We start from the raw sequence: 16,548 nt of genomic DNA, 5'->3' as shown, positions 1-16,548 counted from the left end.
TCAGGCCCGCGCGCCGCGCAGCACGGACGAGCCCTCGAACTCGACGCCGGGCGTCGGGAGGTCGCCCTCGACGAAGCCGGGCACCGGGTCCAGCACGAGGTTGCCCGACTGCCCGTAGAACTCGACCGGGTTGCGCCACAGCACCAGGTCCACGTCGTCGTCGGAGAAGCCTGCGGCGAGCATCGCACGCCCGGTCTTCAGGGTCTTCAGCGGGTCCGAGCGGCCCCAGTCCGCGGCCGAGTTGACGATCATCCGCTCCGTCCCGTGCTCCTTCAGGATCGCGACCATGCGGTCCTCGTCCATCTTGGTGTCGGGGTAGATCGAGAACCCCGCCCAGGCACCGGCGTCACGCACCAGCGCGACGTTGGTCTCGTTGAGGTGGTCGACGAGCACGTGCTCGGACGGCAGGCCGGACTCGCGCACGACGTCGAGCGTGCGCCGGGTGCCCGCGAGCTTGTCGCGGTGCGGGGTGTGCACGAGCACGGGCAGCTCGACGTCGCGCGCCATCCGGAGCTGGCGCGCGAAGACCTCGTCCTCCTCGGGCGTCATCGAGTCGTACCCGAGCTCGCCCACCGCCACGACACCGTCCTTGAGCAGGTAGCGCGGGATCTCGTCGAGCACCTCGCGGCAGCGCGCGTCGTTCGCCTCCTTGGGGTTGAGGCCGATCGTGGCGTGGTGGCGGATGCCGAACTGCGCGGCCCGGAACCGCTCCCAGCCGAGCAGCGCGTCGAAGTAGTCGAGGAAAGACCCGACGTTCGTGCGCGGCTGACCCAGCCAGAAGGCGGGCTCGACGATCGCCCGCACGCCCGCGGCGTACATCGCCTCGTAGTCGTCCGTCGTGCGGCTCGTCATGTGGATGTGGGGGTCGAAGATGCGCATCAGGCGGTCCTCTCGGGGTTCGAGGTCTGTCCGGCAGGACCGGGGGCCAGGTCGGGGGCGACGCGGGCGACGTCGTCGGGCACGGTGCGTCCCGCGGCGCGCCGTTCGGCCGCGAAGTCGCGTGCCATGCGCGCGAGCTCGTCGTCCGCGCGGTCGTCGAGCCCGGCGACGGCGTCGAGGCTCACGCCCATGAACACGAGCTTGAGCACCGCGTGCCGCCACGCGTGCTGGTCGAGGTGCGCCGCCGCGAACGGTCCCACCGCCGCCGCGACGAGGCTCTGGTCGTTGGTCCGCAGCGCGTCCGCGGCGAGCTCGCGGCCCACCACGACGACGTCCTGCGCCTGCTCGCCCACGAGCGTGCCGCGCTCGGTCAGCGCGTCGAGCCCGCGCAGGACGCCCCGGCGCTCCGCCGTGTCCCCGTGGCCGTAGAGGTCCGCGAGGCGTGCGGCGAACGCGGGCCCCGTGCCGAGCGTGCCCGCGAGCGCGGCGACGAGCCGGGCACGTGCCGCGTCGTCGACGGTCCCGTGCACGATCCCTGCGGGATCCGACCCCGGACGCAGCGGCGAGCGCCCGACCTTGCGTCCGGCGACCGCGAACAGTCGCGGCGCGGAGGCCGGGTCCCGGGCGACCTCGGCGAGGGCGTCGTCGAGCCAGCGGTCGTCGTCCGTCATGGCGCCTCCAGGGTGTCTCGCTTGCTGTCTCGGTCCGTCCAGGCCGTGTGCAGCGCTGTCATGCTGCGGTGCGCGAGGCCCGGGGCGTCGTAGGAGTGGCGGGGCAGCTCGACGGCCGCGACGCCCGTGTAGCCGACGTCGGCGAGCGTCGCGAGGACGAGCGGCAGGTCGATCTCGCCCTCGCCGAACGGACGGTGCTCGTGGTGCGTGGGCGGCATGTCGTCGAGCTGCACGTTCGCGAGGTGCGGCCCGGCGGCGTGCAGCGCACCCACGACGCCGTCGGGCTCGACGACGAGGCAGTGCCCGACGTCGACCGTGACCCCCAGCTCCGGCGGACCGCCGATCTCGTCGCGCAGGCGCAGGGCGTCGGCGACCGTCTCGACGAGCATGCCGGGCTCGGGCTCGAGCGACAGGCGCACGCCGTGCGAGCGCGCGTGGGCCACGAGCCCGGGCAGCCGGTCGCGCAGCCGTGCCCACCCGTCGGCCTCGGACGCGCCGGCTGGCAGGACGCCCGAGAAGAACGAGACGCACTCCGCGTCGAGCGCTGCCGCGATCTCGACGGCGCGCTCCATGAACCGCAGCCGCGTCGTCGCCTCGTCGTCGACGAGCGTCGGGCGGTGCTTGCGGTAGGGGTCGAGCAGGAAGCGCGTCCCGGTCTCGACGACGACCCGCATCCCGGCGCCGTCGCGCCGGGCGTCCAGGCGGGCTCGCAGCGTGTCGACGCTCTCGCGCCAGCCCTCGGCGAACGGGTCGAGGTGCGGGAACCCGAGCGTGAGCGCGACCGCACCGTAGCCCTCGCTCTCGAGCACGTCGAGCGTCACCTCGAGCGGGTGGTCGGTGAAGCCGTTGGTGCCGTAGCCGAGCGTGAACGGCATGGGGTGCGCGCTGTTCACGTCTCGCTCATCTCGACGCGACCCGGTCGACGCGACGCGCGCCGCACGAACCGGCCGGCGACCTCGACGCCCGCCAGGACCGCGACCGACGGGAGGTGGCCCCCGCGCGCCGCCCACGCGGCCTGCAGCGGCAGCATCGCGCGGATCCCCGACCGCGTGGCGGTCCGGGCGTGGTCCGCGGTCGGCGCCTGCGCGGCGTCGACCTGGCGGGGCAGGCACGTCGCGGCGTAGGCGGCCGTGGCGGCGACCGACACCGCGAGCCGGGCGCGACGCAGCCCCGGGCCCTCCCCGAGGGTCCGCGCGCCCGACGCCGCGCGCACCGCACCGAGGACGACCGACCCGGCCACGGCGAGCGTGCCGGCCGCGACGGTCGTCGCGACGGGCGCCGTCGTGCCGTGCACCTCTCCCCGGGACAGGACGGTCACGCCCGCGGTGTGCACGGCCAGGGTCGCCGCGGCGGGCGCCGCAGCGCGGAGGTGGCCGACGCCCGCACCGAGAAGGACGTCGAGCCCACGGCACGCCGCCATCACGAGCGGGCCGGCGGGCGACTCCTTGGCGACGGTGTCGTACGTCCACACGCTCGCGGCGAGCGGGAGCACCACCGGCAGCGCGCGCCGCCCTCCCCCGGCCACGGCGAGCGCGATGCCGCCGGCCGTCAGGCCCGTCGCGACGGCGAGCGCGCGGCGGGGTGTGACGCGACCGGACGGGATCGGCCGCTCGGGCCGCTCGAGCGCGTCGAGATGACGGTCGGCGTAGTCGTTGAGCGCCATGCCGCCCGCGTACAGGCACGCGGACGCGAGCGGGAGGAGAGCGCGACGCGGCGTCGGGCGGTGCCCCGCGGCGGCGGCCCCGGCGAGCGTGTCGCCGACGACGGACAGGACGGCGGGCGCACGGACCAGGTCGAGATGATCGCGCAGGGTCGGCGCGCTCACGACCGTGGGGCCTCCGCGACAGCCTCCGCCGTCGTGCGGACCCAGTCGGCGAGCGCGACGGTCTGGGCCGCGAAGTCGTGCACGCCGCTCCCCCACGGGTCCTTGAAGAAGAAGCCGAGCTCGGCGACCGGCCCACCCTGGCCGGCGGCGTCGGCGAGCGCGAGCAGACGCGCGAGGTCGAGCACGAGGGGTGCGGCGAGCATCGAGTCGTGCGCGGACCACGTGGTCTGCAGCGTCAGCCGCGAGCCGAGGAACCCCTCGACGTGGACGTGGTCCCACGCGACCTTGATGTCGCCCAGGTCGGGCACGTTGTCGATGTGCAGCGGTGTCACGCGGCTCCCCGTGAGGTCCTGCAGACCCCGCGACTTGGACGCGAGCTTGCTGCGGACGGCCTCGGGGTCGGCGAGCGTCGCGCCGTCGCCCCCACCGAGGAGGTTCGTGCCGGCCCACGACAGGACGCGCAGCCCGCGCGCGGCGAACGCCGGCGCGAGGATCGTGCGCAACCACGTCTGCCCGGTCTTGCCGTCCTGGCCGGCGAACGGGACGCCCCGCTCGGCGGCGAGGTCGACCAGCACCGGCAGCGCCATGCTCGCCGAGGGCGTGAACCCTGCGTAGGGGGCGCCCGCGAGGATCGCGGCGTACGCGACGACCGAGCTCGCCGGCAGGACGGCGCGGTCCGGGTCCGCGAGCGCTGCGAGCAGCAGCGCGCGGTCGGTGAACTCGGGGACCGGCTCCGGCAGCGGCTCGGTCGAGGCGAGGTCGACGACGACGACGCGCGCGAGGTCGTGCCGGTCACGGAAGTCGACGATGTCGGCGGCGAGGCGCTCGGCCGCGGCCTGCTGGGACTCGCGCGCTCCGCCCGGACCTGCTTGCTGCTCCGCGTCGCGCGGGTCGTACCCGTGCCGCACCTCGGCGTCGGCACGCTCGAGCGCGTTGTGTGCCGCGGTCAGCAGCCGCGGGGCGATCATCCCCGCCTCGACGAGCAGCTCGGCGTGCTTGAGCATCGACACGTCGGAGACGTCGTGACCGCCGACGACGAGGTCGGCGAACTCGGGGAGCGGTGCGGACGCGAACGGCTCCGCGGCGGTCACGCACCCCGTCGGTGCGGCATGCCCGTCCGCGATGGCGGCGAGCCCGAGCGTCGCGGTCGTCGCGACCGACCCTCGGGCCCCGACGAACCAGATCCCTGTCCGCCCTGCGTTGTGGTGGTGCATCGTCGCTCCCGGTCCTTCGACGACGCGCCGGAACGCGACGTCTGCGTGCGACGGCGGCATCGGTGCCGACGTCCGCTGCGACCCTAGTCACACTTTTGTCGAAGGTCAATCAAAAGAGAACGTACTTCTTCGATCAGTGGCGTGGTCCGCAGCAGAAGCCTATCGCGCCGGTCGGCCGACCGGCGCGACAGGGGTCAGTCCGTCGAGAAGTCGAGCTGGTCGTCCGCCACCGCGACGACCGACCACGTCGTGCCCTGGGCGTCGGACAGCTCGTACGCCGGGACGAGGACCGCCGCGCCGTCGGGCTGGTACTGGACGGCGAGGCCCAGCCGCGCGTCCGCGATCGTCACGTCCGCGACCGGCCAGGCGATCGGGCTCCCGGCGCCGACCGTCGGTGGCACGGTGGGTGTCCGGCCTTCCGTCGGCATCGACGTGCGCAGCGTCTCGGCGTAGGCGACCGGGCCCCCGGACGCGAACCGTGGGTCGCCGAGCCGTCCGACCGCCTCGGCCGGGCTCACGACGTCGTACCCGCCGAGGTCCACGCGCGGAGCGAGCGGACCGTAGAGCTGGAACAGCCCCGTTCCTGCGTAGGACGCGTCCCAGGTGACCCCCGTGCGCTGACCGTCGACCACCTCGTGCGCGGTCACGTTCGTGACCCGGACGTCGCCGCCGTCCTGCTCAGAGCCGACCAGCTCGTACGCGTCCACGTCGACACCGAGCTCGACGAGCGTCCCCCGCAGGTCCCCGACCGCCTCGTCGGGAGCGGGTGCCGCCCCGAGGTCACGTCGGGCGCAGTCCCCCTCGGTGGCGGCGTCCTCGCCCACGACCTGCTCGGCGCAGCTCCACGGGTCCCCGGTCGGGTCGCTGAAGCTCAGGCTCGCGAGGCCGTCCGGTGCGAGCGTGAGCGCCGGTCCGGTCCAGTCCGGCGAGCCCAGCGCGAGGGACCCGTAGTCCTCGCGCACCGCGCCCTCGACACCCAGCACGTCCGCGGCCCGCTGCGCCGTCTCCGGCGAGAAGACCCCTGCGGCGTCGTACGCCCAGCCCTCGGCGCTGTCGCCCTGCGTCGACAGGCCCTCCTGGTGGAACACCGTGCGCCCCCACCACGGGCCCGCGGTCGTCGAGTCCGCGCTCGTCCCCGCGACCGTCGACTCCGCCGGACCGCTCGCCCGGGGACCGCCCGCGTCGTCGCCCGCGGCGGCGGACGCTCCGGTCTCGATCGAGGACTCGAGCCGGATCGGCCCGTCCAGCTGCGCCACCTCACCCACGACCGCCGCGTCCGACGTGCTCGACGGACCCGCCGCACCCGCACCGAGCGCGTACCCGCCACCACCGAGGGCCACCGCGCCCGCGACGGCCGCCGCGACCTGCCACGGCGCCCGACGTCGCACACGCTCCGCCCGGCGCCCGGCGAGGTCGTCGCCGGTGACCAGGCGGGCCGCGACGGCTGCCGCGATCGCGTCCGCGTCCGGTTCGTCCACGGACGCGGGGTCGGCCGCGCGCAGCCTCGCGAACGCCTCGTCCGGGCTCGATCCGTCAGGGGTCGGCTCCTCCGCCCCCGGCTGGGCGGTGGTCGGCTCGTCCGCGGTCCCGCTCGGGTCCGATGTCGTCATCACGCTCTCCTACGTCTCCGGTGGCCGGTCGCCCGTCCACCCGGTGTGTGTCGTCAGGGCGCGGTGGCTTGCGTCGAGACGGGTGCGTCGTCCTGCGCGTCCGCCCAGACCGTGCGCAGCCGGGCGCGGGCACGGGAGAGTGCCGCGTCCGCACCACCGCGCGAGATCCCGAGGGCGAGGGCGAGGTCGTCCCCGGTCACCCCCTCCCACGCGTGCAGGAGCAGGATCCGCCGGTCGCGCGGCGACAGGGCCGCCAGGGCACGCCGGACGACGTCGTCCTGGACCACCACGTGCTCGACGTCGGCCGCGTCGTCCGCGTCCTGCGGGAGCTCGGCGACCGGGAGCGCCCGGACCCGACGGCGATGGTTGGCGAGCAGGAAGCCGGCCGTCCGGTAGAGCCAGGGAAGCTCGGCGCCGTCGGGCACGTCCTCGCGACGCCGCCACGCCACGACCAGGACCTCCGCGACGAGGTCCTCCGCGTCCTGCGTGCTCCCACCGTGGGCGGCCGGGAGGCGACGGCGGAGGTACCGGTACAGCGCGGTCGAGTGCGCGGTGAAGAGCGCGTCGAACCACGCCCGGTCGCGGGCGCCACCACTCGGCAGGGGCCCGGGTGTGGCCTGGGTCGTCACGGCGTCTCCTCGTCGATGGCGCAGCCTGCGGTCGGAGCAGCCGGCGGAGGCGTGCTCGTCATCCGCACCTGCCTGCACTGTGTCATCGGCCCGCCGTCCCTTGCACGCGCACAATCACCCGCTCGGATCCGACGAGGGGGTGATCCTCCCACCCTCCGACGACCTACCCTGAGGCCCATGAGCACGACGACGTCCGGGACCGGGCGCGCACGCCGCCGACACCGCTGGGTGGGCTGGACCGTCCTCGCGCTCGTCGTGGCGGCGCTCGTCGCCGTCGGCCTCTTCGCCCGCGACGCCCTCACCGCACGCGCCGCGCTCACCGAGGCGTTGACCGAGGTGCCCGCCGCGCAGGACGCCGCGAGCACGGGCGACCTCGAGACGGCCACGGCCGTCCTCGACCGCGTCCAGGGGCACACGGCGACTGCCCGGTCCAGCACCGACGGGCCCCTGTGGGCCCTCGCCGCGCACGCGCCGCTCGTCGGGGCGGACGTGCACGCGGTGGCGGTCGCGTCGGCGACCGCGGACGACCTCGCCGCCGTCGTGCTGCCGTCGCTCGCCGAGGTCGCGGGCGTGGTCGGCGGTGGCGCGCTCACGCTGACGCCCGACGGCGTCGACCTGGCCCCGCTGGAGGACGCCGCACCCGTCATGGCGGACGCGGCCTCGACCTTCGACGCGATCGACGCGCGCCTCGCCACGGTCGAGCCCGCCGACCTGCACGCCGAGACCGCGGCCCCGTTCGCGCAGCTCGTCGCGGCGACCGACGAGCTGCGGCCGACCGTGCGGACCGCCGACCGGGTGACGAGCCTCGGGCCCGTCATGCTCGGCGCCGACGGACCCCGCCGGTACCTCGTGCTCGCCCAGAACAACGCGGAGCTGCGTGCGACCGGCGGGATCCCGGGCGCGCTCGCCCTCGTGACCGTCGACGACGGGAAGGTCACGCTCGAGCGTCAGGTCCCGACGGGCGAGATCCCGATCTTCGACGCGCCCGTGCTCCCGCTCGACCCGGGGGTAGAGCAGCTCTACACCGACCGGGTGGGCCGGTTCCTCCAGGACACGACGCTCACGCCCGACTTCCCCACCGCGGCCGCCCTGACCGCCGAGATGTGGTTGCGCTCGCAGGACGAGGCGGTCGACGGCGTGGTCGCGACGGACCCCGTCGCGCTGTCCTACCTGCTCGAGGCGACGGGTCCGATCGAGGTCGACGGGCGGACGGTCGACTCGGAGAACGTCGTGCGGACGCTGCTCTCGGACGTCTACGCGGACTACGGCGGCGGCGACGCGTCCGACGCGTTCTTCGCGGCGGTCTCCGCCCAGGTCATGAGCACGTTCCTCGCGGGCGACGTCGACCTGGGGGTCGCGTCGGACGCGCTGGTGCGCAGCGCCGACGAGCACCGCCTCCTCGTGTGGTCGGCGCACCCCGACGAGCAGGAGCGGCTGACCGGGACCGTCGTCGCGGGCGACATCGAGACGGCGGACCGCGCGCGCGACTCGATCGGCGTCTTCTTCAACGACGGCACCGGCGGGAAGATGAGCTACTACCTCGACCACGAGATCACGCTCACCGAGAGCACGTGCACGGCGGCCGGTCGGGTCGACACGTTCACCGTCGCGCTCGCGTCGACGGCGCCGGACGACGCGGCGGACCTCCCCTGGTACGTGACGGGCGGTGGCGCCGACCGGGTCGCACCCGGGGTCACGCGGACGTTCGTCGTGCTCTACGCGCCGCACGGCGGCTGGCTCACGGACATCCAGGTCGGCGAGGAACCGGCACCCGCGCAACCCGCGATGATCGCCGGCCGAGCCGCCCGGTCGGTCATGCAGGACCTCGCACCGGGCGAGTCCGTCGCGCTCACCTTCAGCACCGTGACGCCCGCCCGCACGTCCCCGGTCCTCGGTACGGGCGACGGGCAGGTCGACGTCTGGAGCACCCCGACGGCGCGCGCGGGCGGGCTCCGCACGCTCGACGTCGCGCCCTGCGGATAGCTGCGGCGCGCGCCCGGGGTGAATTCGTGTCACGGACCGGTCACGATGCGTGGCGTCGCCACGTTTTCACCCGGACGATCGTCCAGGTCGGGGCGCAACATCGCTAGTGTGGTCGGCATCCGAGGTGCATGCCGAACAGCATCAGAAGGACCCCTTCCGGGCTCCCTCGTCACACAGCACGTCATACGAACTCGAGACGGGAATCCAGCCATGAGCAGGTCCAGATCACGACGCGCGATCACGCGGTCGCTCGTCGCGACCGTGGCCGCGAGCGCGGCAGCGGTGCTGGCCGGTTCAGCGGCGGCTGCGGCGGACGACGTCTACGTCCCCGAGGAGCCGACGATCCAGCTCAGCATCCTCGACCCGATCTGCGACGGCGACGTGCCGTACCTGCGGTACGAGGTCGACGTCACGGGGACCGACAACGACACGGTCACCATCACGTGGCTCAACCCGGACGGGGACGACGTCGTCGAGGCGGACCTGCCCCTGACGGGGCGCGTGCCGTGGCCGGGCGCCGTCGCGGGACCGGACGGACAGGGGATCGACTGGCCCGGTTGGCGCCTCGAGGGCGACACGTGGGTCGAGGGCGACGAGTTCGACTGGGTCCGCCCGTCCGTGGACGTCCTGTTCCAGGTGAACCCCGAGACGGTCGCGACCGTCGACTACCCGCCGTCGTCGCCGGACTGCGCGACCAACCCGCCGGGAGAGACGCCCCCGCCGGACGGGTCGACGCCGCCCCCGGCGACGCCCGTCACCTACACCGAGGAGAACCCGAGCCTCGCCGCGACGGGCGCGACGGTCGGGATGTACGCCGCGATCGCGGCCGGCCTCGCCGCTCTCGGCGCCGTCGTCGTCCTGCTGGCGCGCCGTACCCGCCGGGGCTGACCCCTCGACGGGCGTCGCCGTCCGTCGATGCGACCGCACCGGGCTCGGTGGCGTGGTGCGCCCGCGCCTGAGCACCCGCCGACCCGCTCAGGCCTCGAGGACCAGCGTCACCGGGCCGTCGTTGACCAGCTCGACGGCCATGTGGGCGCCGAACCGACCGGTCGCCACCTCCACCCCGCGTCCCCGCAGACGCTCGACGACCGCGTCGACCAGGGGTTCGGCGACGGGGCCCGGCGCGGCGCCGTTCCACGACGGGCGGCGACCCTTCTTCGTGTCGGCGTAGAGCGTGAACTGGCTGACGACGAGCACGGGTGCGCCCTCGTCCAGGACGGACCGCTCTCCCGTGAGGATCCTCAGCTCGGCGATCTTGCGCGCGATGGTCTCGACCTGGACCTCGCCGTCGTCGTGCGTGACGCCGACGAGCGCGAGCAGCCCCGGCCGGCCGATCGCCCCGACGACCTGCGCCGTGCCGTCCTCGCCCACGACGCTCACGCTCGCGTGCGCGACGCGCTGCACGACCGCCCTCACGCGTCGGCGACCTGGTCGAGCACGGCACGGACCGCGCCGACGGTCCGCCCGCCGCCGTGCACGGGGACGTCACCGAGATCGTCCAGCGCCGCGCCGTCGACCCCGGGCAGGGAGTCCGCACGCAGTCGCCGCAGCGCGGCGACGAGCAGCGCGGGCCGGGGGCGCGACGCTCCGTCGAGCACCTTGAAGGCGAGGGCGCGACCGTCCGGCAGTCCCGCGCCGTAGACACCGTCCGCACCGTCCTTGGCGACGAGCCCGGGGACGGCGCGCATCGCGATCGTCGCGTCTCGACCCTGGCCGCCCACCATCTCGGGGAACGCGGACATCGCGACCGCGACCTGTGCCTCGGGCGAGCCGGGCGCGCGCGACGGCGCCGACGCGATCCGGGCAAACCCTCGGGCGAGCCCGCGCACGGTCGTCGAGAAGAGCGGCGCACCGCAGCCGTCGACGGTCGCGTGGTCGACGGGGACGTCCGTGAGCTCGGCGACCGCGCGTCGGACGGCGACCTGCAGCGGGTGGTCGGGCTCGAGGTAGGTCGACGTGTCCCACCCGGCGACGACGCACGTCGCGAGCATCGCCGCGTGCTTGCCCGAGCAGTTCTGCGTGATCGACGCAGGTCCCCGGTGCTCGAGCTGCCACGCGAGCGCCGACGGGGCGTGCAGCGGCATGTCGGGAGTGTTCTGCAAGGAGGACTCGTCGAGCCCCGCACCGGCGAGGATCTCTCGCACGCCGGCGAGGTGCGCCGGCTCGCCGCCGTGGCTCGCGGCCGCCAGGGCGAGGAGGCGCGGCGGCAGGTCCAGGCCGTGCCGCACCATCGCGGCCGCCTGGAACGGCTTGACGCTCGAGCGCGGCCAGACCACCGCGTCGGCGTCGCCCAGGACGAGCTCCTCGGCGGGAGGACCGTCCGGGTCGCCGGACCCGGCGACGGTCGCGCCCAGGAGCACGAGGTGCCCCAGGTGCACGGACTCGACGAGGTCGCCGCGGAGGACCTCCGCGAGCTCGACGGCACGGCGTGCCACGGCGGCGCGCGCCGTGCCCCCGGGCGTCCCCACCGCGGTCACCAGCCGCCCGGGCGTCCGCCGCCCGTCCCGCGCCCACGGCCGTTGCCGTAGGGCTGCAGGCGCGGACGCACGTCGACGAGGTAGACGATGGCCGCCACGACGGCGATGATCCCGATGAACCCGAGGTTCGGCCCACCGAGCGGCAGCGACAGGAAGCCGAGCGCCGCCGCCACCCCCAGGATCGTGAGCCAGATCGGCTTGGACAGCTTTCCCTCCGCGGTGAACGCGCTCGCGGGCCGCCGCACGGCGTCGACCAGCGCGAAGACCTGCGTGGCGAAGACCACGAGGGTCAGGAGCAGGTAGATGATCCACTGGAGGGACCCGACGATTCCGAACACGGCCCGAGCCTACGTTCTGGCGGGCGGCTCGGGAACCACGCGCAGACCGGCGCCCCGAGCACCGGCCGCGACGACCGGGTCCCACGCGGCCACGAGCGTGTCGTCGTGCGCGACCGCCAGCGCGCTCGCGACGTGCACGGCGTCGTTGCTGCGCAGGCCCGGCGATGACCGCGTGCCCGGCCGGTGGCCGACCATGTCGGCCGCCCGCGCGGCCACCGCACCGGTCAGCTCGACGACGTGCAGCGCCGGCCACAACGCGGTCCACGTCCCCAGCGCGTCCGCGTGGGCCACGGGGTCGAGAAGGCCCGCGCGGAGCCCCGCCGCGAGCGCCGCCCGCAGCTCGGTGTCGGCGAGCCGACTCGTCACGACGACGTCCGCCCGGTTCCACAGGCGGGAGGCCAGCCCTGCGCCCGGCTCGGGGACGCAGAGCTTGACGAGCGCGCTCGCGTCGAAGTAGACGAGGGCCACGTCGTCCTCTCAGCGCCGGATGCGGCGCACGAGCGCCGCCACGCCGGACGAGCGGGCGGTGCGATGGTCCGCCGCCACGGTGGGCCGCACCGCCTCGGTCGACGCGACCTCCCGGACCGGACGCTCGACGTGCGGAGACGTCAGCACGCCGTCACGCGTCAGCTCCGTCACGAGGTCGGTCGTCGAGACTCCCGTGAGCCGCGCCACCGGGATGCCGCGCTCGGTCACGACGATCTCCTCACCGGCCCTCGCCCGCTCGATCCACGACTTCAGCTCGGCCCGGAGAGCGCTGACGGCGACGTCCATCCCCTGACCGTACCGGGGCCCGCGCCCCCCGCGCAGGGTGAAACATCGGTTCTGGTCCCCTACAGCTCGGGCAGCGCGTCCCGGGCCTGCTCGGGCGTCTCCGCGGCCGCCTCGAGGACGTCCACGAGCGGCGAGCGGAGCAGCATGACGAGCGACTGGACCTGCCAGTCGCCGGCGCCCACGACGTGCGGGTCGGCGCCGCGAGCCGTCTCGATCAGCACCTCGCGCGCGACCGCGGGGTCGCGTCCCGCACCGATCGCCTCCGCGAGCACGCTCGTGCCGGCAGCGAAGCGCGCGACCAGGTCCGCGACCGGCGCGAGGTCGCGGTCGTCGGCTCCGTCGGCGACCGGGAGGCAGCGGCGCGCGAGGACCCGGACGCTGCGCATCGCGCGGTCCACGAGGACCGCCTGCCGCTCGAGCTCCCCGAGCTCCTCGCGTCGCGGACGCCCTGCCGCGGTGACCCGTGCGAGCTCGCGCGCCGACGTCGCGGCCGACTGCCACTCCTCGAGCGTGCCCTCGGACGCCCGGCCTCCGACGAGCGCGGCCTCGAGGTCGGCCCGGTCTCGCTCGCGGAGCCCCCGCGCGAGCGTCTCGAGGACCTGTGCGAGCTCCGCCGTCGCCTCGGCACCGAGAGCGCGGGGGCGACGGCGCGGGTCCCCCGGCGTCAGCGCCGCGACGACGAGGGCGACCGCACCGCCCACGAGCGCGTCGGTCCAGCGGCCGAGCGGGCCGCCGGTCGCGACGGCCGGGAGCCCGACGATGACGATCGACTGCACGCCCGCCTGGGTCGTGAGCATCACGCCGCGGTCGAGGAACCTCGCCGCCAGCGCGGAGATCGCCAGGACGACGGAGACCTGCCACCAGCCCGAGCCGATCGCATGGACGACCAGGTCGCCGAGCCCGACGCCGATCGCGACGCCGACCGCGACCTCCAGGACGCGCCGCAGCTGACGGTCCTGGCTGAAGCCGAGGCAGATCCAGGCCGCGACCGGCGCGAAGAACGGCGCCGGGTGCCCGAGCCCGTACCGCGCGATGGCGAAGGCGATCCCGGCCGCGGCGGAAGCCTGGACGACCGGCCAGAACGCCGCGTGCACCCGGGACCCGCCCTGGCGCAACCGCGCGCGCAGGAGCAGGCGACGCCAGGCCGTACGGGCGGCATCGGCCGCCGCCCGGGCGGGCTCGGCGTCCGGCGCCGTCATCCGTGACTCACAGCATGCTCGTCGGAGCACCCTCGCCGCGGGGGGTCAGGCCGCGCGCCACCTGTGCACGAGGAGCCGGCCGGTCCGCCGAGACGCCCTCGCCGGGCACCACGACCTCCTGCCCCGCGCTGATCTCGCCGCCGTCGCACTCGACGAGCAGCACCGCGTCCTCGGGGGTGCCGCGCTTGACCACGGCCAGCGCGACGGGGCCGAGCTCGTGGTGGCGCGCGACCGTCGTCACGGCGCCCACCGCGCGACCGTCGAGAGACACCTCCGCGCCCCCGGCAGGCAACAAGTGACCGGACCCGTCCAGGTGCAGCATGACCAGACGGCGCGGGGGCCTGCCGAGGTTGTGCACGCGCGCGATCGTCTCCTGCCCGCGGTAGCACCCCTTGTGCAGGTGGACGGCGGTCCGCAGCCAGTCGGTCTCGTGCGGGATCGACCGGTGGTCGACCTCGGTCCCGAGCCGCGGGCGCCACGCCTCCACGCGCAGCGCCTCGCTCGCCCACGTGCCGGCGAGCCGCCACCCGGCGGCCTCGCGCGCGCTCACCGCGGCCTCGAGCTCCGCGCGCGGGACGAGGACGAGCCGCCAGGCGCGGTCCTGGCCGGGGTGATCCTCCTCCGGCGGGCCGTACCGGGTCCCGCCACCGGTCACGCGGGGCCACGGGTCGCGCCACGTGACGGGCTCCCCGTCGACGCCCTCGGCGTCGACCGGCTCCCCGAGCGCCGCGTAGGAGTCGGTGGCGTCGGTGATCTCGACCCGCAGCATGAACTTCATGCGGTCGAGCCAGGCGGCGAGGTCCGGCGCGTGCGACCGCTCGGTGACGAGCCACGTGGCCTCGCCGTCGTCGACGACCGCGGCGGCGTGCTCGACGTGCCCCTGCGGGGACAGGACCAGCAGCTCGGTGGACGTGCGGGGCGCGAGGCTCGCGAGGTCCTGGGAGGTGATGGAGTGGAGCCAGCTCAGGCGGTCCGGGCCGGCCACGCGGACCACGCCCAGGTGGGACTGGTCGACGACGGCGCCGCCGGTCTGCAGCGCACGCTGCTCCCCCGTCGGGTCGCCGTAGTGCCAGGCGACGCCCTCGTCGACGCCGGACGCCGCGACGGCGCCGTGGCGGTGGAGCAGCGGGCTGGTGTATCCGGTGGTCACAGTTCCTCCTCGGTCGTCGCCCGGGTGAGGGGCAGCGCGTCGATCTGCGTCAGTCTGCCGGGCGGCGGTCGAGCCGCGCGGACGCGTACGACTGCAACGGTTCGCCGAAGGCCGCCAATTCCCACACCCACAGCAGCCGGCCCTCGACGAGGCCGAACAGCCGCTTGGACGCCGTGACGTCCGACGCCGTCGAGGTGCGCGCGATCAGGTCGCTCGCCAGGTCCACGCGGCCGTTGCCGACCGCCCCGAGATAGACCGAGACCCGACCGGCAGGGTCCGCGAGCAGGACCTCGACCGGGTGCCGGTCGGCCTCCAGCTCCGCGGGCCGCTCGGTGGACACGCGCCAGTAGCCCGTCTCGGTGGACCAGACGTCCCCGGTCGACGCGGCGGCGTCCAGCGCCGCGGGGTCGCGCTCGGGCCAGCCGCCGTCCTCCGGAGCGGCGTCCGTGGGGTCGGCGGGGTCCGCAGGGTCGTGGACGACGCGCAGCGTCGACTCGTACCGCAGGTAGGGGCCGCCGTCGTGGTCGAGCACGAGGTCCTGGACGAAGGCCTTCTCCTCGATGCCGGGGTAACTGATGCGGCCCTCGCCGCGCCACCGGCCGACGAGCCAGGCGAGCGGGTACACCTCGGGCGCGAGGCCCTCCGGGAACTCGAACGGCACGGTCGCTACCTCCGGGCGGCGGGTCGGGACGAGGTCACCGCTGTCCCCGGTAGAGCTTGTAGACGACGTAGCCGGCGAACCACATGATGGTCACCGTCGCCGCGAGGAGGAGTCCGAGGAAGATCAGCTCGAGAGTGTGCGGGCTCATGGGGTCAGATCCTACCGGCCGGGAGGGCTCGGTCCGGAAGTCACCCGACGATGACACGCCCCACGACGAAGATCAGCGTGCCCCCGACCGCGACCGGGAGCGCGGACGCCGAGAGCGCGCCGAGGCGACCGCGCAGGTCCGGGAGCTGGTCGAACAACGCGTGGAGCGACGCGACCAGCAGTCCTGCCACCACGCCCGACCAGGCACCGCTCTGCATGTCCAGGTCCGGCATCGCCCAACCGACGGCCCCGCCCGCGACGACGGCGAGCGCGAGCGTCGCCAGCCCGCCCGCCCACAGCCCCAGCGGGAGCGCCGAGACGGCGGACGCGATCGCGAGCGCCACGGCGCACGTGACGACGAGGGACGCGCCGGCGTCGGTCCTCCCGGTCGCGATCCATCCGGCGCAGGACGTGGCGACGACGATGCCGCTCACGGTGCCGCTCAGCGACTCGACGAGCCGGGGGCGGCCGTCGCGGCGCAGCAGCTCGGCGACGAACGCCAGCACCACGGCGAGCGCGAGCACGACCGGCAGGTGACGCAGCGCGGGCTCGCCCCGCGTGGCGGCCGTGGCGCCGACGGCCCCGAGGCCGGCGAGCGCCACGACCACGCGGGTACCGCCGTGGACGGGGACGTCGAGCAGCCGGGGCCACCCGACGGCGACCACGAGCGCGAGCGCGGCTGCCGCGGCGGCGAGCGGTACGGGTCCGAAGTATGCGGCGACCGCGACACCGGCGGCCAGGCACGCCGTGACGACGGCGCGGGTCGAGAGATCCACGGGCGGTCAGCACCCCGCTCGGGGCGTCGGCGAGGAGATCGGGTCGGGCTGCACGCCTCAGAGTCTCGCAGATCCGGTCCTGGCCACGTCCGCAGAACGCTGAGACGCTTCCACCTCCACCCCGGTCACGCGATACGGTAACCACCACGGACGGGGCCGCACGACGGCGGCACCGGCACGATCGGGACGGTTTCGGCCCGGTCCCGGAAGAAGGA

The 16,548-nt window shown here is 75.2% G+C and carries 18 protein-coding genes; 2 read left to right on the top strand and 16 right to left on the bottom strand.

All coding sequences use genetic code 11. The features are described 5' to 3' along the window. The 7 genes from IF651_RS12115 to IF651_RS12085 form a co-directional block, all read right to left on the bottom strand. Entirely contained in the window at window positions 1-879 is an 879-nt protein-coding gene (locus tag IF651_RS12115; protein WP_191829375.1) for a TatD family hydrolase, read from the bottom strand. Next, on the bottom strand, window positions 879-1,550 hold the full coding sequence (locus IF651_RS12110) for an EboA domain-containing protein (RefSeq protein ID WP_191829374.1): 672 nt from the start codon (window positions 1,548-1,550) through the stop codon (window positions 879-881). Before IF651_RS12110 ends, IF651_RS12115 begins: the two co-directional genes overlap by 1 nt. Then, complete coding sequence (locus tag IF651_RS12105; RefSeq protein WP_338403931.1) at window positions 1,547-2,443, bottom strand: sugar phosphate isomerase/epimerase family protein; 897 nt, start codon at window positions 2,441-2,443, stop codon at window positions 1,547-1,549. The genes IF651_RS12110 and IF651_RS12105 overlap by 4 nt, the downstream gene beginning before the upstream one ends. After that, a complete protein-coding gene (locus IF651_RS12100; RefSeq protein WP_338403930.1) occupies window positions 2,440-3,375 on the bottom strand; it encodes an SCO3242 family prenyltransferase in 936 nt (311 codons plus the stop codon). The genes IF651_RS12105 and IF651_RS12100 overlap by 4 nt, the downstream gene beginning before the upstream one ends. Beyond that, window positions 3,372-4,589 carry an inositol-3-phosphate synthase gene (locus IF651_RS12095; protein ID WP_191829373.1) on the bottom strand — a complete coding sequence of 406 codons (1,218 nt, stop codon included), beginning with the start codon at window positions 4,587-4,589 and terminating at the stop codon, window positions 3,372-3,374. Before IF651_RS12095 ends, IF651_RS12100 begins: the two co-directional genes overlap by 4 nt. A gap of 194 nt (window positions 4,590-4,783) precedes the next feature. After that, on the bottom strand, window positions 4,784-6,199 hold the full coding sequence (locus IF651_RS12090; RefSeq protein WP_191829372.1) for a hypothetical protein: 1,416 nt from the start codon (window positions 6,197-6,199) through the stop codon (window positions 4,784-4,786). A 53-nt stretch (window positions 6,200-6,252) separates the two neighbouring features. Beyond that, window positions 6,253-6,828: an RNA polymerase sigma factor gene (locus tag IF651_RS12085; RefSeq protein ID WP_338403929.1), complete on the bottom strand. Its 576-nt coding sequence runs from the start codon at window positions 6,826-6,828 to the stop codon at window positions 6,253-6,255. A gap of 177 nt (window positions 6,829-7,005) precedes the next feature. Here IF651_RS12085 and IF651_RS12080 point away from each other — a divergent pair, with 177 nt between their 5' ends. Together IF651_RS12080 and IF651_RS12075 are read left to right on the top strand one after the other, a co-directional pair. Continuing rightward, complete coding sequence (locus tag IF651_RS12080) at window positions 7,006-8,811, top strand: DUF4012 domain-containing protein (RefSeq protein WP_191829371.1); 1,806 nt, start codon at window positions 7,006-7,008, stop codon at window positions 8,809-8,811. 210 nt (window positions 8,812-9,021) lie between these two features. Beyond that, a complete protein-coding gene (locus tag IF651_RS12075; RefSeq protein WP_191829370.1) occupies window positions 9,022-9,699 on the top strand; it encodes a peptidase in 678 nt (225 codons plus the stop codon). An 87-nt stretch (window positions 9,700-9,786) separates the two neighbouring features. On the opposite strand, the gene dtd is transcribed toward IF651_RS12075, so the two are convergent. From dtd to IF651_RS12030, 9 genes are all read right to left on the bottom strand, one after another. After that, complete coding sequence (gene dtd / locus IF651_RS12070; protein ID WP_191829369.1) at window positions 9,787-10,227, bottom strand: D-aminoacyl-tRNA deacylase; 441 nt, start codon at window positions 10,225-10,227, stop codon at window positions 9,787-9,789. Then, a complete protein-coding gene (locus IF651_RS12065; RefSeq protein ID WP_338403928.1) occupies window positions 10,224-11,279 on the bottom strand; it encodes an asparaginase in 1,056 nt (351 codons plus the stop codon). Before IF651_RS12065 ends, dtd begins: the two co-directional genes overlap by 4 nt. 5 nt (window positions 11,280-11,284) lie before the next feature. After that, window positions 11,285-11,626: a DUF2516 family protein gene (locus IF651_RS12060; RefSeq protein WP_338403927.1), complete on the bottom strand. Its 342-nt coding sequence runs from the start codon at window positions 11,624-11,626 to the stop codon at window positions 11,285-11,287. 9 nt (window positions 11,627-11,635) lie between these two features. Beyond that, window positions 11,636-12,094 carry a PIN domain-containing protein gene (locus tag IF651_RS12055; RefSeq protein ID WP_191829368.1) on the bottom strand — a complete coding sequence of 153 codons (459 nt, stop codon included), beginning with the start codon at window positions 12,092-12,094 and terminating at the stop codon, window positions 11,636-11,638. A 9-nt stretch (window positions 12,095-12,103) separates the two neighbouring features. Then, entirely contained in the window at window positions 12,104-12,400 is a 297-nt protein-coding gene (locus IF651_RS12050; RefSeq protein WP_191829367.1) for a type II toxin-antitoxin system Phd/YefM family antitoxin, read from the bottom strand. A 59-nt stretch (window positions 12,401-12,459) separates the two neighbouring features. Next, window positions 12,460-13,599, bottom strand: a complete 1,140-nt coding sequence (locus IF651_RS12045; RefSeq protein ID WP_191829366.1) for an FUSC family protein — start codon at window positions 13,597-13,599, stop codon at window positions 12,460-12,462. A gap of 7 nt (window positions 13,600-13,606) precedes the next feature. Beyond that, window positions 13,607-14,749, bottom strand: coding sequence for a CAF17-like 4Fe-4S cluster assembly/insertion protein YgfZ (gene ygfZ / locus IF651_RS12040; protein WP_191829365.1), 1,143 nt, complete (start codon window positions 14,747-14,749; stop codon window positions 13,607-13,609). Between the two features lie 49 nt (window positions 14,750-14,798). Further along, complete coding sequence (locus IF651_RS12035; protein WP_191829364.1) at window positions 14,799-15,410, bottom strand: heme-binding beta-barrel domain-containing protein; 612 nt, start codon at window positions 15,408-15,410, stop codon at window positions 14,799-14,801. A gap of 188 nt (window positions 15,411-15,598) precedes the next feature. Continuing rightward, complete coding sequence (locus tag IF651_RS12030) at window positions 15,599-16,333, bottom strand: hypothetical protein (protein WP_191829363.1); 735 nt, start codon at window positions 16,331-16,333, stop codon at window positions 15,599-15,601. Window positions 16,334-16,548: the final 215 nt, after the last annotated feature.

The organism is Cellulosimicrobium arenosum, from assembly GCF_014837295.1.
GTDB lineage: Bacteria > Actinomycetota > Actinomycetes > Actinomycetales > Cellulomonadaceae > Cellulosimicrobium > Cellulosimicrobium arenosum.
The sequence above is the reverse complement of the archived record's forward strand: the minus strand, read 5'-3'. Positions and strand labels throughout refer to the sequence as shown.